This is a genomic window from Stenotrophomonas sp. ATs4 (genome assembly GCF_051861585.1).
Taxonomy (GTDB): domain Bacteria; phylum Pseudomonadota; class Gammaproteobacteria; order Xanthomonadales; family Xanthomonadaceae; genus Stenotrophomonas; species Stenotrophomonas maltophilia_AS.
This window is the reverse complement of record NZ_JBLYPK010000012.1, coordinates 33,512-58,975: the sequence shown is the minus strand read 5'-3', so window position 1 is coordinate 58,975 and position 25,464 is coordinate 33,512. Positions and strand designations below refer to the sequence as shown.

General features: G+C 65.4%; 22 protein-coding genes. 15 read left to right on the top strand and 7 right to left on the bottom strand.

The genetic code is table 11. The features are described from left to right. Window positions 1-12: 12 nt before the first annotated feature. From ABR323_RS19250 to ABR323_RS19225, 6 genes are all read left to right on the top strand, one after another. A complete protein-coding gene (locus ABR323_RS19250) occupies window positions 13-498 on the top strand; it encodes a GNAT family N-acetyltransferase (protein ID WP_439450453.1) in 486 nt (161 codons plus the stop codon). Then, window positions 495-1,451 (top strand): EF-P lysine aminoacylase EpmA, encoded by a 957-nt coding sequence (gene epmA, locus ABR323_RS19245; protein WP_439450452.1) that lies wholly within the window; start codon window positions 495-497, stop codon window positions 1,449-1,451. The genes ABR323_RS19250 and epmA overlap by 4 nt, the downstream gene beginning before the upstream one ends. Window positions 1,452-1,591: 140 nt before the next feature. After that, window positions 1,592-2,323 (top strand): DUF3011 domain-containing protein, encoded by a 732-nt coding sequence (locus tag ABR323_RS19240; protein WP_135274370.1) that lies wholly within the window; start codon window positions 1,592-1,594, stop codon window positions 2,321-2,323. A 47-nt stretch (window positions 2,324-2,370) separates the two neighbouring features. Then, the gene (gene mtnA / locus ABR323_RS19235) at window positions 2,371-3,435 is read left to right on the top strand and encodes an S-methyl-5-thioribose-1-phosphate isomerase (protein WP_439450451.1); all 1,065 of its coding nucleotides are present in this window, start codon (window positions 2,371-2,373) and stop codon (window positions 3,433-3,435) included. A 277-nt stretch (window positions 3,436-3,712) separates the two neighbouring features. Next, on the top strand, window positions 3,713-6,424 hold the full coding sequence (gene gyrA / locus ABR323_RS19230) for a DNA gyrase subunit A (protein WP_135274368.1): 2,712 nt from the start codon (window positions 3,713-3,715) through the stop codon (window positions 6,422-6,424). A 131-nt stretch (window positions 6,425-6,555) separates the two neighbouring features. Further along, window positions 6,556-9,078: a membrane-bound PQQ-dependent dehydrogenase, glucose/quinate/shikimate family gene (locus tag ABR323_RS19225; protein ID WP_439450450.1), complete on the top strand. Its 2,523-nt coding sequence runs from the start codon at window positions 6,556-6,558 to the stop codon at window positions 9,076-9,078. A gap of 42 nt (window positions 9,079-9,120) precedes the next feature. Here the strand turns inward: ABR323_RS19225 and ABR323_RS19220 are convergent, their stop codons facing one another. Further along, on the bottom strand, window positions 9,121-10,110 hold the full coding sequence (locus tag ABR323_RS19220; RefSeq protein WP_439450449.1) for a zinc-dependent alcohol dehydrogenase family protein: 990 nt from the start codon (window positions 10,108-10,110) through the stop codon (window positions 9,121-9,123). A gap of 121 nt (window positions 10,111-10,231) precedes the next feature. Here ABR323_RS19220 and ABR323_RS19215 point away from each other — a divergent pair, with 121 nt between their 5' ends. From ABR323_RS19215 to ABR323_RS19205, 3 genes are all read left to right on the top strand, one after another. Next, window positions 10,232-11,137: a LysR family transcriptional regulator gene (locus tag ABR323_RS19215; protein WP_439450448.1), complete on the top strand. Its 906-nt coding sequence runs from the start codon at window positions 10,232-10,234 to the stop codon at window positions 11,135-11,137. 50 nt (window positions 11,138-11,187) lie between these two features. Further along, window positions 11,188-11,688 (top strand): DUF4952 domain-containing protein, encoded by a 501-nt coding sequence (locus tag ABR323_RS19210; protein WP_439450447.1) that lies wholly within the window; start codon window positions 11,188-11,190, stop codon window positions 11,686-11,688. Window positions 11,689-11,752: 64 nt separating this feature from the next. Then, window positions 11,753-13,183, top strand: coding sequence for a serine hydrolase domain-containing protein (locus ABR323_RS19205; protein ID WP_439450446.1), 1,431 nt, complete (start codon window positions 11,753-11,755; stop codon window positions 13,181-13,183). A gap of 16 nt (window positions 13,184-13,199) precedes the next feature. Here ABR323_RS19205 and ABR323_RS19200 read toward each other — a convergent pair whose 3' ends face one another. From ABR323_RS19200 to ABR323_RS19185, 4 genes are all read right to left on the bottom strand, one after another. Next, on the bottom strand, window positions 13,200-13,592 hold the full coding sequence (locus ABR323_RS19200; protein WP_439450445.1) for a DUF3037 domain-containing protein: 393 nt from the start codon (window positions 13,590-13,592) through the stop codon (window positions 13,200-13,202). After that, entirely contained in the window at window positions 13,570-14,346 is a 777-nt protein-coding gene (locus ABR323_RS19195; protein WP_439450444.1) for a HipA family kinase, read from the bottom strand. The genes ABR323_RS19200 and ABR323_RS19195 overlap by 23 nt, the downstream gene beginning before the upstream one ends. A gap of 70 nt (window positions 14,347-14,416) precedes the next feature. After that, complete coding sequence (locus ABR323_RS19190) at window positions 14,417-15,841, bottom strand: XVIPCD domain-containing protein (RefSeq protein WP_439450443.1); 1,425 nt, start codon at window positions 15,839-15,841, stop codon at window positions 14,417-14,419. A gap of 12 nt (window positions 15,842-15,853) precedes the next feature. Further along, window positions 15,854-16,360, bottom strand: coding sequence for a hypothetical protein (locus ABR323_RS19185; RefSeq protein WP_439450442.1), 507 nt, complete (start codon window positions 16,358-16,360; stop codon window positions 15,854-15,856). Between the two features lie 568 nt (window positions 16,361-16,928). Here ABR323_RS19185 and ABR323_RS19180 point away from each other — a divergent pair. The 3 genes from ABR323_RS19180 to ABR323_RS19170 all read left to right on the top strand — a co-directional run bounded on the left by ABR323_RS19180 (window position 16,929) and on the right by ABR323_RS19170 (window position 20,430). Further along, entirely contained in the window at window positions 16,929-17,258 is a 330-nt protein-coding gene (locus ABR323_RS19180; protein WP_135274359.1) for a hypothetical protein, read from the top strand. Window positions 17,259-17,429: 171 nt separating this feature from the next. Then, the gene (locus tag ABR323_RS19175) at window positions 17,430-19,892 is read left to right on the top strand and encodes a S9 family peptidase (protein WP_439450441.1); all 2,463 of its coding nucleotides are present in this window, start codon (window positions 17,430-17,432) and stop codon (window positions 19,890-19,892) included. A 217-nt stretch (window positions 19,893-20,109) separates the two neighbouring features. Then, window positions 20,110-20,430: a hypothetical protein gene (locus tag ABR323_RS19170; RefSeq protein WP_135274336.1), complete on the top strand. Its 321-nt coding sequence runs from the start codon at window positions 20,110-20,112 to the stop codon at window positions 20,428-20,430. A 10-nt stretch (window positions 20,431-20,440) separates the two neighbouring features. Here ABR323_RS19170 and ABR323_RS19165 read toward each other — a convergent pair whose 3' ends face one another. Then, window positions 20,441-21,424 (bottom strand): hypothetical protein, encoded by a 984-nt coding sequence (locus ABR323_RS19165; RefSeq protein WP_439450440.1) that lies wholly within the window; start codon window positions 21,422-21,424, stop codon window positions 20,441-20,443. Between the two features lie 138 nt (window positions 21,425-21,562). Between ABR323_RS19165 and ABR323_RS19160 the strand changes: the two genes are divergently transcribed. Both ABR323_RS19160 and ABR323_RS19155 read left to right on the top strand, forming a co-directional pair. After that, entirely contained in the window at window positions 21,563-22,528 is a 966-nt protein-coding gene (locus ABR323_RS19160; protein WP_439450439.1) for a DUF2268 domain-containing putative Zn-dependent protease, read from the top strand. 49 nt (window positions 22,529-22,577) lie between these two features. Continuing rightward, window positions 22,578-23,363 carry an SGNH/GDSL hydrolase family protein gene (locus tag ABR323_RS19155; RefSeq protein WP_439450438.1) on the top strand — a complete coding sequence of 262 codons (786 nt, stop codon included), beginning with the start codon at window positions 22,578-22,580 and terminating at the stop codon, window positions 23,361-23,363. On the opposite strand, the gene ABR323_RS19150 is transcribed toward ABR323_RS19155, so the two are convergent. Beyond that, complete coding sequence (locus ABR323_RS19150; protein WP_439450437.1) at window positions 23,341-24,225, bottom strand: LysR family transcriptional regulator; 885 nt, start codon at window positions 24,223-24,225, stop codon at window positions 23,341-23,343. The two genes, ABR323_RS19155 and ABR323_RS19150, sit on opposite strands and share 23 nt — an antisense overlap. A 105-nt stretch (window positions 24,226-24,330) precedes the next feature. On the opposite strand from ABR323_RS19150, the gene ABR323_RS19145 reads away from it, so the two are divergent. Then, window positions 24,331-25,464, top strand: coding sequence for an agmatine deiminase family protein (locus ABR323_RS19145; RefSeq protein ID WP_439450436.1), 1,134 nt, complete (start codon window positions 24,331-24,333; stop codon window positions 25,462-25,464).

Sequence of the window (25,464 nt, the reverse complement as noted above, 5' to 3'; positions counted from 1 at the left end):
GAAGGAATACCGATGCAGACCGCCCCGCTGGACTTCCGCCTGGCTACCCGCGCCGATGAGGAGTTGTTGATTGCGCTGATGCGCGAGTTCTATGCCGAAGACAAGATTGACTTCGACGACGCACGCGTGCGTCGCGGCGTGGATGCGCTGCTGGCCGATCCGCGCAATGGCGAAGTGCTGTTGTGGCTGGACGAGGCGGGTGACGTAGTGGGTTACGCGGTGATCGCAATGGGCTTCAGCCTGGAACAGGGTGGCCACTTCATGCTGCTGGACGAGCTGTACCTGAGCCATCGCGCGCGCGGTCGTGGCCGTGGCAAGCGGGCGCTGGCCATCTGTGAACAGCGCGCACGAGGGCGAGGCGTCAGTCGCCTGCGCCTGGAAGTGAACCACCACAACGAACTGGCCCGTCGCCTGTACCTGGCCAGCGGTTACATCGATGACACCCGCGACCTGCTCACCCTGCCGCTGGACCATCCGCGTCCGGAGGGCATCCTGTGAGCGAGGCCCTGTTGCGCGCGCTGCAGCAGCGGGCCGCGCTGAACGCGCTGGTGCGCCGCTTCTTCGCCGAGCGCGATGTGCTGGAAGTGGAAACCCCGATCCTGTCGGTGGCCGGCAATACCGAACCCAACATCGACAGCTTCCACACCGACTTCACCGGGCATGTCGATGCCGGTGGCCGCCGGCGCTGGCTGCGAACCTCACCGGAGTATCCGCTCAAGCGCCTGCTCGCTGCAGGCGTCGGCGACTGCTATGAGCTGGGCCGTGTGTTCCGCAACGGCGAAGCTGGCGGCCGCCACAATCCGGAGTTCACCATGCTGGAGTGGTACCGGGTCGGCTGGGATCACCATCGCCTGGTGCAGGAAACCGCCGAGCTGGTGGGCCAGGCATTGGCGCTGGTCGGGCGCAGTGCCCGCCTGCGGGTGATGAGCTATCGCGAACTGTTCCAGCAGTACGTAGGCGTGGATCCGTTCGATGCCGATGAAGCCGCGCTGCGTGCCGCACTCGGCGACGTGCATATCGATCCGGTCGGGTTGACCCGTGACGATTGGTTGGACCTGCTGATGACCCATCACATCCAACCGCACTTCGATGACGCGGTCATGACCGTGGTCCACGATTGGCCGGCCAGCCAGGCCGCGCTGGCACGCATCCGTGCCGGTACGCCGCCGTTGGCCGAGCGTTTCGAGTTGTACCTGGGTTCAGTGGAACTGGCCAACGGCTATCACGAGCTGAATGACGCGCAGGAGCAGCGTGCGCGCTTCCAGGGTGATCTGCAGCGTCGGCACGCGCGCGGGCAGGTGCAGCCAGCGCTGGACGAGGCGCTGCTGGCGGCGTTGCCGTCGATGCCGGCCTGCGCCGGCGTGGCGGTGGGCATCGATCGCCTGCTGATGGCCATGAACCGCACGCCGCGCATCGCCGATGTGCTGGCCTACGATTTTGCCCACGCCTGAGTTTTCCGGGTTTTTCCGAAATCTTCAGGCTGAACGGAATCGACGGTTTTCGCGCTTGATTCAGCAAGCAGGATGATGCTCTCATCATCCCACGTGCCTCACACTGGCATGGCAGTTCATCCAGTCTCGTGGGGAAGCCTTTGGTCAAGTGGTTCGCGGTTGTCGCTGCACCGGTGTACTCCCTCGCGATATGGGGGGCGTTCGCACCGTCGTCTGCGTTGGCCCAGCAGACCGGCTATGACGGCGAAGTGGTGACCTGCGAATCGCGTGACATGGCCTGGGTGCACTGCGATATCGATGTCAGCAACGGCATCGACCTGGTCCGTCAGCTGTCCAGCAACAGCTGCATCCGCGGCAGCGAGTGGGGGACCGACCGCAGTGGCGTGTGGGTCACTCTTGGCTGCCGTGCCGAATTCCGTGCGCGCCCCGCGCCGGGTGCGGCGGCGCCGGCCAGCAGCCAGGGCAAGCGCCTGGTCCGCCGTGTGGTGCGCTGTGAGTCGAACGGCCGTCCGCAGAGCTGCCCGGTGCGGCTTGATGGTGCCCCGGTGCGCCTGCTGCGCCAGTTGTCGGTGCTTCCGTGCCGGGAGGGGCAGGGCTGGGGCTACAAGCGCAACGAAGTCTGGACCACGCGTGGTTGCCAGGGCGATTTCGAAGTCGCCGATGACGAGGGTCGTTTCGTTGACGTGCCGAGGCGCCTGACCTGCGAATCGAAGTCGAAGAAGCGCCGCTTCTGCGGTGCCAGCATCTCTGTCGGAGCGGTCGTCACCGAGCAGCTGTCCAGCACCCCGTGCGAGGAAGGCAACACCTGGGGCTGGAACCGCAACGGGATCTGGGTGGACGGCGGCTGCCGCGCGGAATTCTCGGTGAATTGAGCCCGGGCAGGCTCCAACCACGCCGGGCGTGGCCCTACAATGGGCCCATGAACACTGCCTCCGACATCGACTACGCCCGTTACGACCACATCCGACCGATCCTCTGGACCGGTGATGCCCTGCAACTGCTGGACCAGCGCAAGCTGCCGTTCGTGGTTGAACACGTGGTCTGCCATGACAGTGACGAGGTTGCTGCGGCGATCCATGCGCTGACCGTGCGAGGCGCGCCGGCGATTGGTATTGCCGCGGCCTGGGGCGTGGTACTGGCCGCGCGTGACGTGCAGGCCGACGATGGCGTGCATGCGCTGCAGCAGCTGGAACCGGCCCTGCAGCGCCTGAATGCTTCGCGCCCGACCGCAGTGAACCTTGCCTGGGCACTGGCGCGCATGCGTCGTTGCCTGAGTGCCGCCGGTGCCGATTGGAAGGCGCTGCTGGAGGCAGAGGCGCAGGCCATCGCAGAGGAAGACCTGGCCGCAAACCGCCACATGGGCGCGCTGGGTGCTGGGCTGATCGAGTCCGGCAGCGGCGTGCTGACCCACTGCAACACCGGCTCGCTGGCCACCGCTGGCTTCGGTACCGCCTTGGGGGTGATCCGTGCCGGCATGGCCCAGCATCGCATCGCCCGCGTGTTCGCCGGCGAGACCCGGCCGTGGCTGCAGGGCGCGCGCCTGACCGTATGGGAACTGCAGCAGGATGGCATCGACGCCACCCTGATCGCCGACTCTGCGGCTTCGCACCTGATGAAGACCGGGGCCGTGCAGTGGGTGATCGTCGGTGCCGACCGCATCTGCGCCAATGGCGATACCGCCAACAAGATCGGCACCTATCAGCTGGCCATCGCCGCCCGCCACCACGGGGTGAAGTTCATGGTCGTGGCTCCGTCTTCCACAGTGGACATGGAAACCGTGGACGGCAGCCAGATCGAGATCGAGCAGCGCGACTCGGGCGAGCTGTACGGCGTGGGTGGCACCCGCACCGTGGCCGAGGGCATCGCCGCCTGGAATCCCGTGTTCGACGTGACCCCGGGTGAGCTGATCGATGCCATCGTGACCGAGCGTGGCGTGATCCTGAACCCCACTGTCGAGAACATGCGCACCGCCTTCGGCGGCTGACGCGGCACGGGGCGGATCCATTTCCGCACGAGGGGGGGGGCTGACCCCTGGCGGGTCCCATCCACGCATGGCGTGGATCTACCGACCTGCGCCCCGGTAGTGCCGGCCGCTGGCCGGCAGCAACCCCTAAGTTCCTGATTTGTGCCGGTAAAATCCCCGTAAAGGGAGGCGGAAAACGGCCTGTTGTGGTAGTATCCACAGGTTGAATCGAGGTTCCGGCGCGACCACCCACGGGCGGATGTGCCGGACTGGACCGCTACCAGACAACGGAACCCGAATGGCAGAAACCGCCAAGGAAATCATCCAGGTCAACCTGGAAGACGAGATGCGCAAGAGCTACCTCGATTACGCCATGAGCGTGATCGTGGGCCGCGCGCTGCCAGATGCGCGCGATGGCCTCAAGCCGGTGCATCGTCGTGTGCTGTTTGCGATGAATGAACTCAACGCACACAGCAACAAGCCCTACTTCAAGTCGGCGCGTATCGTCGGTGACGTCATCGGTAAGTACCACCCGCATGGCGATCAGTCGGTGTACGACACGCTGGTGCGCCTGGCGCAGCCGTTCTCGCTGCGTTACATGCTGGTCGATGGCCAGGGTAACTTCGGTTCGGTCGACGGCGACTCCGCTGCGGCGATGCGATACACCGAGGCGCGCATGTCGCGCCTTGCGCACGAGCTGATGGCGGACATCGACAAGGAAACCGTCGATTTCCAGCCCAACTACGACGAAAAGGAACTGGAGCCGACGGTCATGCCGACCCGGTTCCCGAACCTGCTGGTCAATGGTTCGGCCGGTATCGCGGTGGGCATGGCCACCAACATCCCGCCGCACAACCTGACCGAATCGATCAACGCCTGCATCGCGCTGATCGACAATCCGGAAATCGATGTCGACGGCCTGATGGAGTACATCCCGGGCCCGGATTTCCCGACTGCGGGCATCATCAACGGCACCGCCGGCATCATCGCTGGCTACCGCACCGGCCGTGGCCGTGTGCGCATCCGTGCCAAGGCGGACATCGAAGTGGCCGACAATGGCCGCGAATCGATCATCGTCACTGAAATTCCTTACCAGGTGAACAAGGCGCGTCTGATCGAGAAGATCGCCGAGCTGGTCAAGGAAAAGAAGATCGAAGGCATCAGCGAGCTGCGCGATGAGTCCGACAAGGACGGCATGCGCATCTACATCGAGATCAAGCGCGGTGAATCTGCCGAGGTTGTGCTGAACAACCTGTACCAGCAGACCCAGATGGAATCGGTGTTCGGCATCAACATGGTGGCGCTGGTCGATGGCCGTCCGCAGTTGATGAACCTCAAGCAGATGCTGGAGGCGTTCGTCCGCCACCGTCGCGAAGTGGTCACCCGCCGCACCGTGTTCGAGCTGCGCAAGGCGCGCGCCCGTGCGCACGTGCTGGAAGGCCTGACCGTCGCGCTGGCCAACATCGACGAAATGATCGAACTGATCAAGACCTCGCCGAACCCCGGTGAAGCGCGCGAGCGGATGCTCGCACGCCTCTGGGAACCGGGCCTGGTCGGCTCGATGCTGGGCGCTGCCGGTGCCGAAGCCTCGCGTCCGGATGACCTGCCCAAGGGTGTGGGCCTGATCGAAGGCGGCTACCAGCTGACCGAGATCCAGGCCACCCAGATCCTGGAAATGCGCCTGCACCGCCTGACCGGGTTGGAGCAGGACCGCCTGACCGAAGAGTACAAGCAGCTGCTGGAAGTGATCGCCGGGCTGATCCACATCCTGGAAGATCCTGATCGCCTGCTGCAGGTGATCCGCGAAGAGCTGATCAGCGTCAAGGCCGAGTTCGGCGACGAGCGTCGTACCGAAATCCGCCACAGCGAAGAAGACCTGGACATCCTCGACCTGATCGCGCCGGAAGACGTGGTGGTCACCGTGTCGCATGCCGGCTACGTGAAGCGCCAGCCGGTGAGCGTGTACCGCGCGCAGCGCCGTGGTGGTCGTGGCCGCAGTGCAGCGTCCACCAAGGAAGAGGATTTCATCGAGCAGCTGTGGCTGGTCAACACGCATGACACGCTGCTGACCTTCACCAGTTCGGGCAAGGTGTTCTGGCTGCCGGTCTATCAGCTGCCCGAAGCCGGTTCCAACGCCCGCGGTCGGCCGATCATCAACTGGATTCCGCTGGAACCGGGCGAGCGCGTGCAGGCCGTACTGCCGGTGCGTGAGTACGCCGATGGCCAGTTCGTGTTCTTCGCCACCAAGAACGGTACGGTCAAGAAGACCCCGCTGGGCGAATTCGCCTTCCGTCTGGCCCGCGGCAAGATCGCGATCAACCTCGACGAGGGTGATGCCCTGGTCGGTGTCGGCCTGACCGATGGCGAGCGCGACATCCTGCTGTTCGCTTCCAACGGCAAGACCGTGCGCTTCGGTGAAGACAAGGTCCGCTCGATGGGTCGTACCGCCACTGGCGTGCGCGGTATCAAGATGCCGGCCGGCGAAGAAGTGGTCAGCCTGATCGTGGCCGAAAGTGCTGGCGGCAACGAGGATGAGAACGAGGACGACAACGGTGTCGAGGAAGCCGTCGCCAATGGCGATGCGGTGATCGAAGGTGCCGACGACGCCAACCTGCAGTACATCCTCACCGCCACCGAGAACGGCTATGGCAAGCGCACCCCGCTGCCGGACTATCCGCGCAAGGGTCGTGGCACGCAGGGCGTGATCGGCATCCAGACCACCGAGCGCAACGGCAAGCTGGTCGCCGCAGTGCTGATGGGGTCGGGCGACGAAGTCCTGCTGATCTCCGATGGCGGCACCCTGGTGCGCACGCGTGGCTCGGAAATCAGCCGTGTCGGCCGCAACACCCAGGGCGTGACCCTGATCCGCCTGTCCAAGGACGAGAAGCTGCAGGCGGTGGAGCGCATGGATGCCTCGATCGACGAGGACGAGGACGAGGTGGCCGCTGCCGCCCCGGCCGCGGCCGACGGCGCCTCGGCTGCTGCCAGCGAGGATGCCGCGCAGGAGTGATCCTGCCGTGCGCTTGAGGTACCCGACGACGCCGGCCCTGGGCCGGCGTCGTCGTATCCGAGGCTCGCGCATACGCGCGCGCTTCACATCGGCGGTGGGATAACGGCGCATGCTGCCCCCGGAGATCGACGATGTCCGCCACGCCGCAGTCTGCTTCCGCGCCTCCGCCCCGCCATCCTCTCGTCACCGTCCTGTCGCTGCTGCTGGTCGTGCTCGGCTTGGTCATCGGTGGGCTCGGCGCATGGCTGCTCAGCCTGGGCGGCTCGGCGTACTACGCCATCGCCGGGTTCGGCCTGCTGGCCAGCGGCATCCTGCTGTTCTGCAACCGTCGCAGCGGTGCACTGCTGTATGCGCTGGTGTTCCTTGGAACGCTGCTGTGGACGTGGTGGGAGTCGGGCAGCGACTACTGGCGTTGGGTGCCGCGGCTGGGCCTGGTGACTGCACTCGGCATCGTGCTGGCCTTGCTGGCACCGACGCTGCGCGACCCGGTCTCCAAACGCCTGTCGCGCAGCGTGGCGGGCGTGCTGATGCTGGTGTTCGTGGCCGCCTTCGGTCTCGCGTTCGCGCCGCATGGTGAAGTGGATGGGCATCAACCGTTCCCGGAAGGTGCGGCCAGTGCCGGCCTCGAACCGACCCGCGACACCACCGGCCTGCAGCCGGCCGACCAACCTGCCGAGGGTGACTGGCCCGCTTGGGGCCGCAGCAATGCCGGCACCCGCTACTCGCCGCTGCAGCAGATCACTCCGGCCAACGTGACCACACTGCAGCCTGCCTGGCAGTTCCGTACCGGCGATATGCCCAAGAAGCGCTGGGGCGCGGAAACCACGCCGCTGAAGATTGGCGACCGCTTGTACCTGTGCACCGCACGCAATCGCCTGATCGCGCTCGACGCCGCCAGCGGCAGGGAGCTGTGGCGGTTCGACCCCAAGGTGAAGGACGCTTCGATTCCCTATACCGCGGCCTGCCGTGGTGTGAGCTACTACGAGCAGCCCAGCACGCCGACCATTGCCGATGCGGCATTGGCTGATGTCGCCGCCGATCTGGCCCTGCCGGAGCCACCGCCCAGCGTCACCCGCAGCGCTGCGCCGGGCAGCCGTCCGGCGTGCTGGGCACGCATCATCGAAGGCACGCTGGACGGTCGCATCATCGCGGTGGACGCGGACAGCGGCCATCCCTGCGCGAATTTCGGCAACAACGGCCAGGTCGACATCACCCTGGGCATGGGCGAGGTGCCGCCCGGCTACGTATCAATCAACTCGCCGCCGGCCATCGTACGCGGCGTGATCGTCACCGGCCACCAGGTGCTGGACGGACAGCGCCGCGATGCGCCGTCGGGCGTGATCCAGGCGTACGACGCCATCACCGGCAAGCTGCGCTGGGCGTGGGACATGGACCAGCCCGACCGCAACGGCCTGCCGCCGCGCGAGCAGACCTATACGCGCGGCACCCCCAACATGTGGACCACCGCCACCGGTGATGAAGCATTGGGCCTGGTCTACCTGCCGCTGGGCAATTCCGCGGGCGACTACTGGAGTGGCTCGCGCACGGAAAACCAGAACCGCTACGCGACCTCGCTGGTGGCGATCGACGTGGCCACTGGCAAGCCGGTGTGGCATTTCCAGGCGGTGCGCAAGGATGTGTGGGATTACGACCTGGGGTCGCAGGCCAGCCTGATCAACTACCCGACAGCGGCCGGCAAGGTGCCGGCGATCCTGCTGCCAACCAAGCAGGGCGACATGTACATCCTCGACCGCCGCAACGGCCAGCTGCTGACCGCTGCCGAAGAACGCAAGGTACCGGTGGGTGGCGTCGAGCCCGAGCAGCGTTCTCCCACCCAGTTGTTCTCGCTGTACCACACGCTGCGCCGCGAGCATGACCTGACCGAGCGTGACATGTGGGGCATCACCCCGATCGATCAGCTGGTCTGCCGCATCCAGTTCCGCAAGGCGTACTACGAAGGTTTCTACACGCCGCCAAGCAGTGATCGCCATTCCATCGAGTACCCCGGTTACAACGGCGGCTCGGACTGGGGCAGCGTGTCCATCGATACGCGCCGCGGCGTGATCGTGGCCAACTACAACGACATGCCCAACTACAACCGGCTGGTGCCGAGAGCGGAGGCCGACCGGCTGGGCTGGCTGCCGCGCGAGAAAGTGCGCGCCGACAAGGGCGGTGGCGAGGGGGCCGGCGATCCGCAGGTGGGCACGCCGTACGGCATCCAGGTCAACGCCGGCTGGCGGCTGCCGTTCACTGGCCTGCTGTGCAAGCAGCCGCCCTATGGCGGCATCCGTGCCATCGACCTGCGCACCGGCAAGCTGCTGTGGGACCGACCGTTCGGCAGTGCGCGCGGCAACGGACCGTTCGGCATCCGCTCCGGCCTGCCGATCGAGATCGGCACGCCGAACAATGGCGGTTCGGTGGTGACCGCCAGCGGCCTGATCTTCATCGCCGCTGCCACCGATGACCTGCTGCGTGCCATCGACCTGAAGACCGGCAAGGAGCTGTGGCATGCCAAGCTGCCGGCGGGCGGCCAGGCCAATCCAATGGTGTATGAGCAGGGCGGACGCCAGTACGTGGTGATCATGGCTGGCGGCCACCATTTCATGGAGACACCGAACGGCGATTACGTGATGGCGTTTGCGTTGCCCAGGTAACCGCAACGGGGGCTGTGGCCGCCCCCATTGCATGACGCTGGATTACACCGTGACCACCACCTTGCCGATCTGTTCGTTCGATTCCAGGTAACGGTGAGCCTCCTGGATCTGCGCAAACGGGAACACCTTGGCGATCCTCGGTGCCAGCGTGCCCTTGTCCAGGCCATCGACGATGAACGCCTTGGCGCGGGCCAGTGCGGCATCGTCGGAGACGATCTCCGAGTACAGATAGCCTTTCAACGTCAGCGACTTGCCCAGCACGTTGAACAACGGGAACGGCGTGGGTTCGCTGCTCAGTGCGCCGTATTCCAGCAGGATGCCGCCACGGGCCATCGCTTCGGTCAGCGGCACGAACTGCGGGCCACCGATCGGATCGAACACCACGCGGGCACCGGCACCGTTGGTGATGCGCGCCACTTCGGCCACCAGATCCTGCTCCTGGGTGGCGATGACGTGGGCGGCACCGGCATCGAGCAACGCCTGGCGCTTGCCCGGGCCACGGGTGACCGCGATCGGCGTGGCGCCCACGGCGTTGGCGATCTGGATGGCGGCCAGGCCGACGCTGCTGCTGGCGGCGGTGATGATGACGAAATCCCCGGCGGCCAGATGTGCCTGTTCCAGCAGCGCGCCCCAGGCGGTGACGTACTGCATCCACACCGCCGCCGCCGTTTCAAAGTCCAGTGCCTGCGGATGCTTGACCACCAGTCGCGCGGGCACGTTGGCCAGTTCGCCATAGGTGCCCCAACGGGCGATATCCAGTGGCGGCACCACGCTGACCGCATCGCCAGCAGCGAAGCCGCTCACCGCGCTGCCGACCGCTTCGACCACGCCGGCGGCCTCATAGCCCAGCCGGCTGGGGAACTGCGCTTCCTGCAGATAGGCGCCGTTGCGGAACATCACCTCGGCGCGGTTCAGGCCGATGGCCTTGACCCGGATCTGGACCTCATCGGCAGCGGGGGCGGGAACATCGATGTCGTCGATGCGCAGTACATCGGCGCTGCCATATTCGTGGATGCGGACAACCTGGCTCATGGGGGGGGCTCCTGGGCAAGGCCGGCGCTGGGGCCGGCGGAAAGGTGGACGCTACTGTGCGCGTAGTCTGCATCCAGAATAAGGAGTAATCTGGTGTTTCATTGAAAAACAATTGTTTGCAATGGACTTGATCGCTCCCTTGCGGACCTTCGCCAAGGTGGCCGAGGTCGGCTCCTTCGCCGCGGCTGCCGAGGCACTGGACCTGTCGCCGCAGCTGGTCGGCAAGCACATCCAGGCGCTGGAGCATCACCTGGGCGTGCGTCTGCTCAACCGGACCACGCGCAAGCAGAGCCTGACCGACTTTGGCCAGGCCTATCTGGCGCGGGCGCGGGTGATCCTGGAGGAGGTGGAGGGCGCCGAGCAATTGGCGGAAGTGGCGCGTGGACGGCCGATGGGGCGCCTGCGCATCAGTGCGCCGGTCACCTTCGGCGTGCACGCGCTCGGCCCGGCGGTGGTGGCTTACCTGCAGCAGTACCCGGATGTGCAGGTCGATCTGAACCTGTCCAACAGCCTGGTGGACATCGTCGAGGACGGCTACGACCTGGTGTTCCGTACCGGTGACCTGGCCGACAGCGGGCTGGTGGCACGGCGGCTGGGGCCGTATCCGCTGGTCCTGTGTGCCTCGCCGGACTATCTGGCTTCGCGCCCGGCCATCACCCATCCCAATGACCTGAGCCGGCACGAGTGCCTGGGCTTCGCGCATTCGATCATCCGCACGCGCTGGAGTTTCCGCGATGCCGATGGCAGCGTGCTGACCGTCCCGGTGTCCAGCCGCTTCATGGTCAATCAGGCGGAGCCGCTGCTGACCGCGGCCGTCGGTGGACTGGGGTTGATCCTGCAGCCCTACGAAATGCTTGCCGCCGCGCTGGCGCGTGGTGAACTGGTGGAGGTGCTGCCGGACTACGTGCCGATGTCGACCTGGATCAACCTGCTGTATCCGCGCGATCGCCAGCTGACGCCCAAGCTGCGCAGCTTCCTGGACTTCTGCGTGGCGCGTTTCAGCGAGCAGACGATGGCGAGGCGATAGCATGGCATCGATCAGTATTCCCGTGTCTTCATGCGAAGGATTCGCCCCGGATGCCTCTCCTATTGCCGCAGCATGCCGCACGCTTCCTGTTGCTGGCGTCCTTGTTCAGCGCCAGCGTGCTTGCGCAACAGACGCCTGCGCAGGCGTTGGCCGAGTGGGAGGTGCAGGGACGCGCGGATGGCCTGGCGCGACCTGATATCGAATGCCAGGATTTCCTGCAGGCGATGGGCCGGAAGCCTCCGGGACTGCAGTACGTAGGCTGCAGCCAGGATGACGCGTCCTACATCAAACCCATGGAAGCCCACTACCGCGTTTCAGGCGCGCAAGCGGTGCAGGTCGAAGCCTATCTGCACACCACATTCGGTCTGCCTGCGTTGCGCTATGTCTGCTGTGGTTGGAGCAACGGTGCCCCCTATTACTGGCGCGAAGGTCCGGACGCGGTGCGGTATCAGATCGGCATGGGCGTGGAATCGCTGCCGCACGAACGGGGCGACTGGCATCGCATCGAGGCATTCAACGTCACCGTTGAGGTGTTGCGGCAGAGTCCCTAGTGTGGGTGCGGCAGGCCGATCCATCGTCTAGGATGCGTCCAGGGATATCCGCAAAGGAACTGCCATGAAGGCTGTTGGACGCCTGTTTCTCTGCAATGCGCTAGCCTGTTTGGTCCTTGTGGCCACATCGGCGTTTCCGGCAGTTGGCGCAACACCTTCCGAGCGCGAACATCCACGTGCGCAGGATGCCATTGATGACTGGCTTGCGGCCTTCAATGCGGGCAGCCTCGAGGCGTTGCAGGCATTCGCCGATAGATACGCGAAGAAGCAAGGCAGCGGTCCCAAGGACTATCTCGAGTTCCGCGAGAGCACCGGCCCGCTGAGCGTGCTGGAAACAATCGAGAACACGCCCGGCCAAGCCAAACGGCTGGTAATGGGTCAGATGAACGAACGCGCGATGTGGGTGACGGCGGTCATGGATCCGGCCAGCCCGGAGCATGTGAAGCAGTTCCAGATCGAAGGCACTGAAACGCCGGACAAGTACAAGCCGGCACGGGTTGCATTGCCTGCGCTGATGGCCGATGCCACAGCAAAACTGGAGGCGCTGCGGGCGCAGGACGCGCTGTCGGGTGCATTGCAGGTGGCACGCAACGGCGAGGTGCTGCTGGACTGGCGCGGTGGCGAGGCCGATCGCACCGCTGGCATTCCAGTGGGCGCGGATACCCAGTTCCGCCTTGCGTCCTCCAACAAGATGTTCACTGCAGTGGCCATCCTGCAGTTGGTGCAGGAGGGCAAGCTCAGCCTTGATGACACGATAGGCAAGTACCTGCCGGACTATCCGAACAGGGCGGTCGCCAACAGCGTGACCGTACGTCATCTGCTGTCACATACCAGTGGTCTGGGTGATTTCTTCGGCGATGATTTCGAGCAGTATTCCGCGTCGTTGAAGACGCTGGATGACTACGTGCAGCGCTTTGCCAAGGATGCGCCGCAGTTCACGCCGGGCAGCCAGGACAGCTACTCGAACTATGGCTTCATCGTATTGGGGCGCATCATCGAAGTGGTGTCAGGGCAGTCGTACTACGCCTATGTGGAGGATCACATCCTGCGCCCGTCCGGCATGAGCGGTACCGGCTTCGAGCCGGAAACAGTGAGTGTCCCGCAGCGTGCCGTCGCCTATACGAAGAAGGATGGGCAATGGGCCCGTGAAACGAAGTCGCTGCCCTGGCGCGGCATGTCAGCCGGTGGTGGCTACAGCACCGTGGGCGACATGGTGAAGTTCGCCGAGGCATTGCGCGGTGGAAAGCTGGTCTCACCTGCATTGCTGCAGCAGGCCACCACGGCGCAGAACCACAAGGGCTGGTATGGATTCGGCTTCGTGGTGCAGGGCGAGGGCAGAGAACACCAGTACGGCCACGAAGGCGGTGCGCCCGGATCGAACAGTGCCATCGTGGTGCTGCCCGCACAGGGCTATGTGATCGTTGGCTTGGCCAATGTCGATCCGGATGCGATCGGCAACGTGGTCAACTACATCGCGCGTAGAGTGCCGCTGTGACCGCGGCAGGTGCCGGTCATTCCGGCACCCGCACCATCCTCGTCATCAAGTGTTCCACCACACCCGCCGGGTCGGCCGTGCGGCCCACATGCGTGCTCGACATCTGCACGACCGAGCTGCGCTTGGCGGTAAGGAAATGGAAGCGCGCGCGCGCAGGCAGCTGTGCGATCGGTCCGGCGCTGGCGTCGCCACGGCAGATGGCCACGATCGCATCCAGCCACGGCTGCAGCGCCTCCTGGTCCAGCGCCGGCGCGAACGCGTGCAGGCGTGCCGGATCGATATCGATGGCCGCTTCCAGATGGCGTGCGCCAGGGCAGGAGACGATCACCCCGACGTTGATGAACTCCTCACGTTCCACCCGCGGTACCACGCGGATGACCGCGTAGTCATACGTGTGCAGCGTGGGCACGGAGGGCCTCCTGCACGAACACCGCACGCACTTTCAGGCGGTGCTTGAGATAGTTGATGTAGCCTTGGCGGTAAGCCTGCGGGCTGTCGAACGCCGGCTCGTTGACCAGCCAGCTGTCCGGCACCAGGCCGACGATCCGCTCGATCTCGGCATCGGTCAGGCGTGCCGCCAGATCGGCATCCACGTCGGCAATGCGGCTGGCGAATGACAGCAGCACGTGGTCGCGGATCAACACGAACGGCTTCTCGCAGGCATCGCCGGCGTTGGCCCAGTCGTGGTGGAAGTACATCGCTGCGCCGTGGTCGATCAGATACAGCTTGCGGTGCCACACCATCAGGTTGGGGTTGCGCGTGGTGCGATCGACATTGCTGGTGAATGCATCGAACCAGACGATGCGCGAAGCCAGGTCGGCATCCACCGGCATGGCCGCCGGGTCGTAGTTGATCGCGCCGGGCAGGTAGTCCAGGCCCAGGTTCAGGCCTTCGCTGGCGCGGATCAGTTCCTGGATCTCGGGGTCCGGCTCGGTGCGGGCGAACTCGCGGTCCAGTTCCACGAACAGGATTTCCGGAATCGGCAGTTCGAGCGTGCGCGCCATTTCGCCCGCGATCAGCTCGGCGATCAGGGCCTTGGGCCCCTGGCCGGCACCGCGGAACTTCAGCACGGCCATGCCGTCGTCGTCGGTCTCGACCACGGCCGGCAGGGAGCCACCTTCCCGCAAGGGGGTGATGTAGCGGAGGGCATGTACGGTGCGCATGCGCGCATTCTAGCGTGGGTGCCGCCAAGGGAGCGCCGGGTGTGCCCCGGCGGCTCCATGTCGTTCACCGTCAGTGCGCCAGCGCACCGCGTTGCTGTTCCTGCACCTGCGCGCGGGTCTGCTCCTGCGAGGCCGGGTCGGCCTGCCGGTTGACCACGGCCAGTGCGTCCAGGCTTTCCTGCACGGGGCGTTGTGCGGCCTCGGCAGTGGGCGATGAGGCGCGCAGCGAGGCCGGATCATCCAATGGCCCCTTCACCACGAAGATGTTCTGCGCAGCGCCCGCACCGTCGGTCTGGCGGCTCAGCACCACGTGGTCGACCCGGTCCAGCCCGTTTTGACGGGCCAGCACCAGCAGGCTGGCGCTCAGGCGCTCGCTGGACGCATCGAAACTACGCCCGTTGGCAGCATCCAGCTCTGCTACCTTGCCGCGGATCTGCTCGTGCAGGGAACGGTCTTTCCCTTCTGCAAGGGGAGTCGGCGCGCCATCACCCGCCGCCGTGTGCGGTGCGGTGATGGGCACATGCGTATGCGTGCCTTCGGTGTGGTCGAAGTAATGCAGCGTCGACGGTGAGGTGCTGGTATCGAAATAGGGCTGTCGTGCTGGAGTGTCATCGCCCAGGTCCAGACCGTTCTGCTCCAGCAGGCTCTCGTGCAGGCCGAGCTTCGTCATGTTGATTTCCATCCGGCTGATGCCATCGGGCGACGGGTTGGCTGCTTCGTACCCGCAGGCACGACTGACGGCATAGGCGCCGTAGTAGTTCTGGTAGTCCGAATTGCCGTGATGGCCCAGCCGTGAGCTCACGCCCTCGTCGTAATAGTGCTTGCCCATGCCTTCGATGTTGGCCGCCGTGGCGGTCATGCTCAGATCGTCATTGAGCTTCAGGTCCGGATGGGCCTCATAGGTGATCGGCGGGCCGGGCTGCAGGCGCACGAATTGTTTCGAGCGTGGGTTGGCATCGTAGAGATCCTGCAGCGTCGCCTCCGGTTTGGTGGTCTGCATTCGGCTGACCAGCGCGTTCCAGCCTTCGATATTGGCCGAGGCCTCATCGCGCCGGTTGGCGGCCAGCAGGGTGCCGATCGCATCGGTGTAGTCGCGGCCGGTGGTGCGCCCTGCAATGTCCAGAAGATCGTCTTCGAACTGCTCCTCTGCACGTTCGGTCGCTGCGTGGTTGAAGCCATGCTGGATTTCGTGGCCCAGCACAAAGGTCAGGTCCGTCGGATCCAGTTTGGCCGGCAGCGCGGGCGTGGACAGCGACGAGGCAGGTAGCGCGATCGTTTTTGTATCGCCAAGATAGGTGCCGCCGGCGCTGGTCGCAGCCGGCTGCAGTTCGAAGTGCTGCAGGTGGCCTGCCGCGATGGCCGCGTCCACCTGCTTTGCCAGCACGGGCGAACCCGCGATGACGCTGCGCAGGTTGTCGACCTGGTCGCTGGTGACGTCGGTCTTGGCGGCGAACTCGCCCAGCAGGCGTTCCGTTTCTGCTGAAAGGGTCTTCATTGATGGCTACCCTTACTGCACGGTCACAAGACGCACGCAGGCATGCGTGGCGTCGCCGATGGCGTTGGGGTTCTCGGGCATCGTGTCGACCTTGACGCTCAGTTGCGGTCGATCGAAGCGGTCGTAGATCACTCGGCCGTGTTCGCCGCGCACCGTCTCGCGCTTGAAGCCGGCGGCATCCAGTGCCGAAGCGAAGTGGTTGAAGTCGACCTGGCAGATCGGCGCAGCAGAGGCCTTGCGCTCGCTGCTGGTGTCCATGAAGTTCAGATCCAGCCGCGCATCGGCAGTGCCGGCCCGCTTCACTTCCAGCCCATAGCCCCATTCCGGCGTCAGCGTGCCGCCGTAGCCGAAGTGCCCGGGGCCGAAGGTCTGCGCCGGCGCCTGCATTGCCGCAGACACGCGTTCGGCGGTCAAGTCGCGGGTGGCGGCCGTGGCCTTGATCAGGTCCAGCAGGCGCAGCAGCAACTGCTCGGCATTGAGTGGCGAGGGCGGAGAGGTCTCGGATGCAGATGGGGCCATGGTGTCGGTTCCTTGAGAAGTCGGCGTGCGGTCAGCGGCATGTGCGCAGGCGCAGAGCGTGGCCACAGACAGTGCGATGGTCCACGGTCGTATGAATGCGTACCGGGGCATGTGCGTTCCTTGCAGATCGAACGCTGACCCTAGAAGCAGCTGGGTGAAGCAGAGGTTAAGCACGGTCGACGCACCCGAATACGATATAAAAGGTGAACGAGTGCACAGTCTTCACTTGACCATTCCGCGCGCGATGTCAGCATCAGGTCCATGGAGCTTCAACTTCGCGTGTGACCTTCAACAGGAGGCCGTCATGCAACAACTGCGCAGCTGTCACGCTTTACCCTGCATGCAATGCAACGCGTGGTGTTGACCCTGGTCTGATACGGCCACACTGCCGGCACGGATGGCCGCCACCCACAGTACCTGCCACTGTTCACCTGATGCGGCCCCGGCATGCTTGTGCCGGTCCTGCAAAACAGACTATGCCCGCCAGGTTGCCCGTGCGTCGCCGATGGCCTTCGCAGCGCGGAGGCTGGCAGGCCCATGATGATCCGCAGGCTTTGGAGGTGCACCGATGAGCGACCAATACGAAAGAATGCTGCCGGCCCTGGACGACGCCAAGATCGAGGAAATGATCGGCAAACTGGTGCTGGTCGGAGTAACCCGCTACGGCGGCGACGGCCAGGTGCAGGGGCTGGAGCAGTACGCAGGAACGGTACTGCGCATCAGCGCCGACGAAGGCGTGGTGCTGGCAGACGAGAATGACGGCCACGAGCGCTACCTGCCGCCGATGCTCGACCAGTACCTCCCGGCCCAGCCGGGCGAGTACCGGATGAGCAACAGCGGCATGATCGTGGTCGACCCGGATTACCTCACCGCGTGGGACCTGCACGCCCAGCAGTAGTGCCAGGCCATGCCTGGCAGGGGGGGGCATCGGATTCGCAGGCACCCACCAGCACGGCACTTTGCCCCATCCGGCCACTAGCCCTTCCGGCCCATTCACCACAACCCCTGCGGTGCTAGATTCGGGTCCATGCCCGATGCCGGGTACCCATTCACACCCCAGGGGATAAGGATGCTGCTTCGTCGAACCTCTCTGGCGGCGGCCGTTGCCGTTGCCACCGTCGGCCTGCTGGCCGCTGGCCCGGCGCTTGCCGATTACGCAAAGCCGCCGGAACACCTGCTCAAGGTGCTGAAGGCACCGCCGCCGCCGGCACCGAACGTGGCCCCGGGCGGCCAGCGCCTGCTGCTGACCACCGCGCAGACCTACCCGTCGATCAGCCGTGTTGCCCAGCCGTACCTGAAGCTGGCTGGCGTGCGCCTGGAGCCGAAGAACCGCAGTCGCCATGACACCCCCGGTGGCTACGGCATTCCGGCCTGCGTGGCCGACTTCACCCTGGTCGACATCGGCAGCGGCAAGGAGACCAAGGTCAACCTGCCGCAGGGCTGCGCCACCGGCGCGCTGTGGTCGGCCGATGGCAGCCACTTCGCCTTCCAGAATGCGGTCGATACCAGCGTGCAGCTCTGGGTGGGCGATGCCGCCACCGGTCAGGTGAAGCAGGTGCCGAACGTGCAGCTGAACCCGATCTTCGGCTACACCGTGCAATGGCTGGGCGGCAGCCAGAACCTGCTGGTGAAGATGGTGCCGGCCAATCAGGGCCCGGCGCCGTCCAATGGTGGCGTGCCGACCGGTCCGGATGCGCAGGAGTCGCTGGGCAGCAGTGGCGAGAGCAGCACCTATGAAGCCCGCGACACACTGACCAGCGTGCATGACGAGAAGCTGTTCGCCTATTACGGTGCGTCGCAGTTGGCCGTGGTCGATACCGCCGCCAACAGCGTGCATCCGGTCGGGCAGCCGGCGCTGTTCAACGACGTCAGCGCCGCGCCCGATGGTGTGCATGTGCTGACCGAGTCGATCAAGGCGCCGTACTCGCATGCGGTGACCTACCAGCGCTTTGCCAATGACGTGGCAGTACTGGACGTGAGCAATGGCCGCAGCACACCGATTGCCAGCCTGCCTTTGGCCGACCGCGTGCCGGTGCATGGCGTACCGGAAGGTCCGCGCGGTTTCGACTGGCGTGCCACCGATCCGGCCACTCTGGTCTATGCCGAAGCCCTGGACAAGGGCGACTGGAAGGTCAACGTTCCGCATCGCGACCGCGTGCTGATGCTGAACGCACCGTTCAACGGCAAGCCGACCGAAATCACCCGCACTGCGCAGCGCTTTGAAGGGTTTGCGTGGACCGCCGATCCGGCGGTGACGTTCCAGTACGAGAACGACGAGAACCGCCACTGGATGCAGACCCGCATCGTCGATGTGGACCAGCCGAAGAAGGAAGGCCGCCTGCTGTGGGACATGTCCAGCGATGAGCTGTACGGCAACCCTGGCAACCTGGTGTTCACCCGCCTGCCGAATGGCGCGCAGGTCGTTCGCCGTGAGGGCAATCATGTATTCCTCAGCGGCCGTGGCGCCTCGCCGCAAGGCGATCGTCCGTTCCTGGACCGCCTGGATCTGGGCACGCTGAAGAGCGAGCGACTGTTCCGCAGCGGTGCCGACGCCTACGAACAGTTCCTCGGTTTCAGCAACACGCCGGGCCGCTACCTGACCTGGCACCAGTCGGTGATCGATCCGCCGAATGCCTTCATCCGTCAGCAGGGCGACGCGGTCGCTGACGCGAAGACCGGCGAGGCACAGTTCGCATCCGCCGCGACCGCGCTGACCAAGCTGGTCGACCCGACCCCGGAAGTGCGCCAGATCAAGAAGCAGCTGGTGACCTACAAGCGTGCCGACGGCGTGGACCTGTCGTTCACGCTGTACACGCCGCCGGGCTACAAGGAAGGCCAGCGTGTGCCGGCGATCCTGTACGCGTACCCGGCCGATTTCGCCAATGCCGCACAGGCGGGCCAGGTGTCCGGCTCGCAGCAGACCTTCACCCGCCTGCAGCCGTACCGCCTGATGCTGCTGGCCGGCTACGCGATCATCGACAACGCCTCGTTCCCGATCGTGGGTGACCCCAAGAACGCCTACGACACCTATCTGGAGCAGCTGGAAGCCGACGCCAAGGCGGCGGTAGACAAGGCCGTGGACATGGGCGTGGTCGACCGCAACCGGATTGGTGTGACCGGTCACAGCCACGGCGGCCTGATGACCGCCAACCTGATCGCGCATACCAAGCTGTTCAAGGCCGGTGTGGCGACCAGCGGTTCGTACAACAAGACCTTTACTCCGTTCGGCTTCCAGAACGAGCGTCGCTCGGTGTGGCAGGCGCAGGAGGTGTACCTGAAAGCCTCGCCATTCTTCTATGCCGACAAGATCAAGCTGCCGCTGCTGCTGGTCCACGGCGAGGATGACGCCAACCCGGGTACCGAGCCGTTCCAGTCCCGCAAGCTGTACCAGGCGATCCGCGGCAATGGCGGTACCACCCGCCTGGTGATGCTGCCGAACGAACCGCACTGGTACACCGCGCTTGAGTCGAACGAACAGCTGGTGTCGGAAATGCTGAACTGGTTCGACACCTACGTGAAGAACGCCAAGTAGAGTCGAGCTTGCTCGACTGCTTTGCACAAGGCCGCCTCCGGGCGGCCTTTCTGCATCCTGTAGCGCCGAGCCCACGCTCGGCTGCTTGTTCGCTTGTAAACAGATTCAACTGCTCTGCAATCGACTGTGGAGACTCGGTAACGACGTGTTACCGGCACATTCCAGCCCGCAGCAAATGGGCTAGGCTGAACCTGAGAGCTCGTTCCAGGTCGGTGCAATGAAAGCCATCATCCTTGCTGCAACGTTGTCATTGGCCCTGGTCCCGACTGCATTCGCACAGTCGTTGCCTGCCGAGCTGGCGCAACTTGGGATCATCGCTGGCATGCCCTATGCCAAGGCCAAGCGCCTGCTGGACGCGGCCGGTTGGCAGCCGAAGCCCGCGCAGGGTGCCCCCGAATCGCTGGAGGGCTTTCCGGAGGTGGGATGCCAGAAAGGCGGAAAGCAGTGCGCAACGACCTTTGAGAAGGGCGAACAGCAGGTCGCGTTGCGGTTGGGCACTACCCTGGCAGGGCAGCCGTTCGTGCAGGGTGCTGATTGAGCGCAAGTTTTCACGCCAGCGGTAAACGGTCCTGCGCGTGCGACAGCCGGTCGTGCAGATCGCGCACATGCTCGGCCCTGGCATTTACCATCGTGGTGTCGCCGAAGCTGCGCAGATAGGCGCAGGCGGCGAATCCCGCACTCTTCTTTTCATACTCGGCAATCCAGGCCAGTCGATCCGGATTGTTGGCCTGTTCGGCTGACCACGCGGCCACCGGCGGGCGGATGCGGTACTTCAGGCCGACGCGCCACGGCTTGGGTGTCAGTCGCGCACGGAAGCAGTGCTGCAGCCGGCACATGCGCGCGTACAGGGTATCGGTGCCCAATGCCTTGAAGAAGGCCTGCAGCTGCTCGTCCTCGGGCGAGAACGTGGCGTGCATGGCCAACACGCGCAGTCCAGCCGGTGTGCGGTAGGCGCGCAGATGCCAGTCCGGATGCTGCTCGCTGAAGGCGGCGACGCGCTGCAGGGCCAGGCCCTCGGCGCCACCGGCGGCGGCCAGGCGCCGCTTGCGCTGCATCAGCATCGCAGTGTTGACCAGCAGCACCGCTGCCACGCCCAGCACCAGGCCCACCAGCCAGTGCCAGAGCAGGGTGCCGATGATGGCGCCGGCAAACAGCAGTACCGCCGCGATGAGGGCGGGCATCACGCAGCCTGCCGGGGGTTGCGCATGGTCGATGTCGGCGAACAGCACGTCAGGGGTGTTGAGGCACAGCGCGCCATAGCTGTTGCGGGTGACGATGACGTCGCCGTCGCGCTGCACGATCTGCTCGCGGATCGGCACCCCCTCCACGCCGTAGTTGCTGCGCGTTTCGCGGCGCGGCAGTGCCTGCCCGGCAAGGATGGCATTGAGTGCTTCGTTGGCACGACGGTCGGCGTGCGCCTGGGCCTCGGCGGGGCCTTCGTCGGACCAGCCGAAGCGGCGCACCACCACCGGCCGCCCCCGGAAACGGGCCTGCAGGCGAGCTTCAGCCCAATACGCGGGAACGATCATCATCGTGCATGCTCCGTCATCCGTGGCTGGATGCCGGCGTGAGTCTGGCATAGCTCCAGTGTTGCCGCATCCATCTGCTGCGGCCTGGCGGGTGCAGTGGTAAATTGCGCGCCTCGCATGCACTCCACCAAGGACGGAGCGATGTTCATGACCCTACGCTGCCTGCTGGCCCTGGTCTGTACCGGGGCGGTCGGCATTGCCTCGGCGGGTACCCCGGCAGGACCGCAGATCCTCACTACCGATGCCAGCCGCTTCTACACGCTTTATGACCGTACCGGCGGCAAGCCGAGCATCGCCCAGCTGCGCGGATACATGGCCGAAGGCACCCCGGGCCTGGCCGAACTGGCGAAGGTCCGCCGAGTGACCCCGGAGAGGATCGCCGAGTCCATTGCCAGCCAACCGGGCATCTATGCGCAGGGGCGAAGCTGCCTGGCCGAGCTGCCGGTGGTAAAACAGCGATTGGTGCAGGTGTTTGCCAACCTGCAGGCGATCTACCCGCAGGCCACGTTTCCGCCGGTAACGCTGGTGGTTGGCCGAGGCAAACCGGTGGGCCTGACCTCGAAGAGCGGAGTGATCATCGGCCTGGAAGCGCTGTGCGCGGCCGACTTCATGAATCCCAACGTGCAGGACCGCTTCGTGCACGTGATCGCGCACGAGTACGTGCACATCCAGCAGACCGGCGTGATCGACTTCGAGCCGGGCGACCCGCGCGCGACAGTACTCAGCGTCTCATTGGGCGAAGGCATCGCCGAGTTCATCGCGGAACTGATCTCCGGCAACGTCGGCAACGGGCGCCACGCGGCCTGGACCCGTGGCCGGGAAGTGCATATCGAAAGCGCGTTCGCACTGGATCTGGACAGCACCGATCTGTCGCCGTGGCTGTACAACTACAAGCCCGGCTCGCAGGAACCCTACGACCTGGGGTACTGGGTGGGTTACCGCATCGCCAAGGCCTATTACCTGCAGGCCAAGGACAAGCGGAGTGCGGTGCGCGCGCTGATCCAGCAGGACAACCCCAAGACGATCCTGGCCGCCAGCGGCTGGACGCCGGGCATGTGGATGCCGGCGAAAGTTACGGGTGTGGCGGCGCGCACGGCTGCGCGTTGAGCACAGGGCAGGGCGTTAGACTGCTGAAGTTGATTTCAGGAGAACCCACATGCGTGGACCTGTTGAGCTTGCCGCTGTCACTGTCCTGACGTTGGGCCTCGCGTTGGCTTCTCCGCTGGGTGCCGCAGAAGCCGTCGCAGTCAATCCGCTCCTGCAGACCCCGGTAGAGCAGCTGCGCCCGGACGAATTACGCTTCATGCAGCAGCGCCTGGCCGATTGGCCGGAGCTGCAACGCTATCGTGACGCCAACGCGCGACTGCCTGCGGCGGTGCCGGGCCAGCCGCGCGTGGTGTTCTTCGGCGACTCGATCACGGAAGGCTGGGGCAGGGAAGGCAGTGCCGGTTTCTTCCCCGGCAAAGGCTGGCTCAACCGTGGCATCAGCGGCCAGACCACGGCGCAGATGCTGGTGCGCTTTCCGCAGGACGTGATCGCATTGAAGCCGCAGGTGGTGGTGATCCTGGCCGGTACCAATGACATTGCCGGAAACACCGGCCCAGCCACGCAGGCGATGATTGAAGACAACCTGCACGCGATGGTGGAACTGGCCCGTGCACATGGCATCCGTGTGGTGCTGTCGTCGGTGCTGCCGGTCAGCGATTACCCATGGTTGCCGGGTACGGCACCTGCGCCCAAGGTGCGCGCATTGAACACGTCATTGAAGTGCTATGCCGACGCGAAGCAGGTGGTCTATCTGGACTACTACACGCCGATGGCAAATGCCGCCGGTGGACTGGACCCGCAGTTGGCCGAGGACGGCGTGCATCCTACGACGAAGGGCTATGCGGTGATGGCGCCGTTGGCCGACGCGGCGGTCAAGCGCGCGCTGCAGCAGTAACAGCTTCAACCGGCAGGTTTGCCAGCAGCCACTCACAGAAGCTGATCACCAGCGGATCGGCCGCGCTGTCCTCATGCACCAGCCAGCTCCAGCGCGGGCCGCGCACACGTGCCTCATTCAAAGGCTGCAGCAGCCCCTGGTCGCAGGCGCGGGCCGCCAGCAGCTCGCTGACCAGGGCGATACCGAGCCCTTCGCACGCGGCATCCAGTAGTTGGCCGGGCTCGGAGAAGTTCATGCCTTCGCGGCGCTGGCCGACGTCGGCACCGCCCTGTACCTGCCATTGGCTCCAGTCCATTTCGCGCTCGCCATGCAGGGTGAGGCGTTCGTGCACCGGTGTGGCCAGCAGGGCCGGATGGCAGGCAGGATAGAGGCGGTCCTGCAGCAGCACGCGGTGCTGGCACTGCGCCTGTGAGTCGAGGTCGTCACGCACCGCGAGGTCCAGCGTCCGCGTGGTCATGTCCGGCGCATCCTCGCTGGTCAGCAGCCACAGGTCGGCGCCGGGATGCAGGCGGTGGAACCCGGCCAGTCGCGGCACCAGCCAATGCCGGGCAAAGGCCGGGCTGGTGTTGACGATCAGTTGATTCGGCTTGCGGTACTGATCTAGCCGACGGATGCCGCTGGCCAGCTGTCGCAGCAGCGCCTGCGTGGTTTCCAGCAGGTCGATGCCGGCGTCGGTGAGGGTGACGCTGCGGCCCTGCCGGAAGAACAATGGCTGCTGCAGCGACGCTTCCAGGCCCCGGATCTGCTGGCTGATGGCCGACTGGGTCAGGTGCAGTTCCTCGGCCGCCCGGTGGAAGCTGCCCAGGCGGGCGGCGGCCTCGAAACCCCGCAGCGCGTTCAGCGGTGGCCAATGCTTGAGCATTTCAGATAAGAAAAACTGTTCAACTGATGGCTGAATCTATCGTTTGTTCTTATCAATACGCAAGCGCAGCATAGCTCACATCCCACACCGGCCCTGGAGCCCGTCATGAGCAGCCGTCGTCACTTCCTCACCCAGCTGGCCGGCGCCGCCGGTCTTGGCGGCTTGGCCGCCCTCGGCCTGGCAGGATTGCCGGGTCGCGTATCCGCGGCGGGGCCGGGTGCGGGTATCTGGCGCATGCCGGACGAGCACGGCCCCCAGGAACGCGTTTTCCTGGCCTTCGCCGCGCAACCGCGGGTGTGGGGCGCGCAGGCCGATGCGGTGAACACCGCCGTGGCACGGCTGGCCCGCACCATCGCCCGCCATCAGCCCGTCAGCGTGCTGTGCCGCCCGGCGCAGCTGAAGCAGGCGCAGGACCGCTGCGGCCGCGACAACATCGAGTTTCTCGAAGTGCCGCTGGATGACATCTGGGTGCGCGATTACGGCGGTTGCTTCGTCACCGATGGCCAGGGCGGATTGGGGTTGGTCGACTTCAACTTCAATGGCTGGGGCGGCAAGCAGAGCGCACGCAACGATGGCGCGGTGGCGCCCTGGCTGGCGCAGGTGACCGGTGCGACGCTGCTGGAAAGCGATCTGGTGGGCGAAGGCGGCGGCATCGAAGTCGACGGCCATGGCACTGCCATTCTCACCGAAAGCTGCTGGGTGAACCGCAACCGCAATCCAGACTGGTCACGCGCGGATATCGAGGCCGAGCTGAAGCATCACCTGGGCCTGCGCAAGGTGATCTGGCTGCCCGGCATTGCCGGCGAAGACATCACCGACGCACACGTGGATTTCTATGCGCGCTTCGTGCGCCCGGGTGTGGTGATTGCCAACCTGGACAATGATCCGGAGTCCTACGATCACGATCTGACCCGCGAGCACCTGGACATTCTGCGTGGGGCCACCGATGCCGATGGTCGTCGCCTGCAGGTGCATACGCTGCCGCCGCCCCTGGATGGGCGCGACAACGTGCACACCCGCGACAACGATGATCTGGCGATGGGCTACATCAACTACCTGCCGATCAACGGCGCGGTGGTCGCCCCACAGTTCGGAGACGAAGAGGCTGACGGTTACTGCCGTGAACTGCTGGAAGACATGTATCCCGGCCGCGTGATCGAACGGGTGGATATCGATGCCATCGCGGGCGGCGGTGGCGGCATCCATTGCGTGACCAAGAACATGCCGAAGGTAGGCTGA

Excerpts from the sequence above, each read along its gene's own strand:
- ABR323_RS19250 (WP_439450453.1), top strand. The coding sequence starts at position 13 with ATGCAGACCGCCCCGCTGGACTTCCGCCTGGCTACCCGCGCCGATGAG.
- mtnA (WP_439450451.1), top strand. The coding sequence starts at position 2,371 with ATGAACACTGCCTCCGACATCGACTACGCCCGTTACGACCACATCCGA.
- gyrA (WP_135274368.1), top strand. The coding sequence starts at position 3,713 with ATGGCAGAAACCGCCAAGGAAATCATCCAGGTCAACCTGGAAGACGAG.
- ABR323_RS19225 (WP_439450450.1), top strand. The coding sequence starts at position 6,556 with ATGTCCGCCACGCCGCAGTCTGCTTCCGCGCCTCCGCCCCGCCATCCT.
- ABR323_RS19220 (WP_439450449.1), bottom strand. The coding sequence starts at position 10,110 with ATGAGCCAGGTTGTCCGCATCCACGAATATGGCAGCGCCGATGTACTG.
- ABR323_RS19215 (WP_439450448.1), top strand. The coding sequence starts at position 10,232 with ATGGACTTGATCGCTCCCTTGCGGACCTTCGCCAAGGTGGCCGAGGTC.
- ABR323_RS19210 (WP_439450447.1), top strand. The coding sequence starts at position 11,188 with ATGCCTCTCCTATTGCCGCAGCATGCCGCACGCTTCCTGTTGCTGGCG.
- ABR323_RS19205 (WP_439450446.1), top strand. The coding sequence starts at position 11,753 with ATGAAGGCTGTTGGACGCCTGTTTCTCTGCAATGCGCTAGCCTGTTTG.
- ABR323_RS19195 (WP_439450444.1), bottom strand. The coding sequence starts at position 14,346 with ATGCGCACCGTACATGCCCTCCGCTACATCACCCCCTTGCGGGAAGGT.
- ABR323_RS19190 (WP_439450443.1), bottom strand. The coding sequence starts at position 15,841 with ATGAAGACCCTTTCAGCAGAAACGGAACGCCTGCTGGGCGAGTTCGCC.
- ABR323_RS19185 (WP_439450442.1), bottom strand. The coding sequence starts at position 16,360 with ATGGCCCCATCTGCATCCGAGACCTCTCCGCCCTCGCCACTCAATGCC.
- ABR323_RS19180 (WP_135274359.1), top strand. The coding sequence starts at position 16,929 with ATGAGCGACCAATACGAAAGAATGCTGCCGGCCCTGGACGACGCCAAG.
- ABR323_RS19175 (WP_439450441.1), top strand. The coding sequence starts at position 17,430 with ATGCTGCTTCGTCGAACCTCTCTGGCGGCGGCCGTTGCCGTTGCCACC.
- ABR323_RS19170 (WP_135274336.1), top strand. The coding sequence starts at position 20,110 with ATGAAAGCCATCATCCTTGCTGCAACGTTGTCATTGGCCCTGGTCCCG.
- ABR323_RS19165 (WP_439450440.1), bottom strand. The coding sequence starts at position 21,424 with ATGATGATCGTTCCCGCGTATTGGGCTGAAGCTCGCCTGCAGGCCCGT.
- ABR323_RS19160 (WP_439450439.1), top strand. The coding sequence starts at position 21,563 with ATGTTCATGACCCTACGCTGCCTGCTGGCCCTGGTCTGTACCGGGGCG.
- ABR323_RS19155 (WP_439450438.1), top strand. The coding sequence starts at position 22,578 with ATGCGTGGACCTGTTGAGCTTGCCGCTGTCACTGTCCTGACGTTGGGC.
- ABR323_RS19150 (WP_439450437.1), bottom strand. The coding sequence starts at position 24,225 with ATGCTCAAGCATTGGCCACCGCTGAACGCGCTGCGGGGTTTCGAGGCC.
- ABR323_RS19145 (WP_439450436.1), top strand. The coding sequence starts at position 24,331 with ATGAGCAGCCGTCGTCACTTCCTCACCCAGCTGGCCGGCGCCGCCGGT.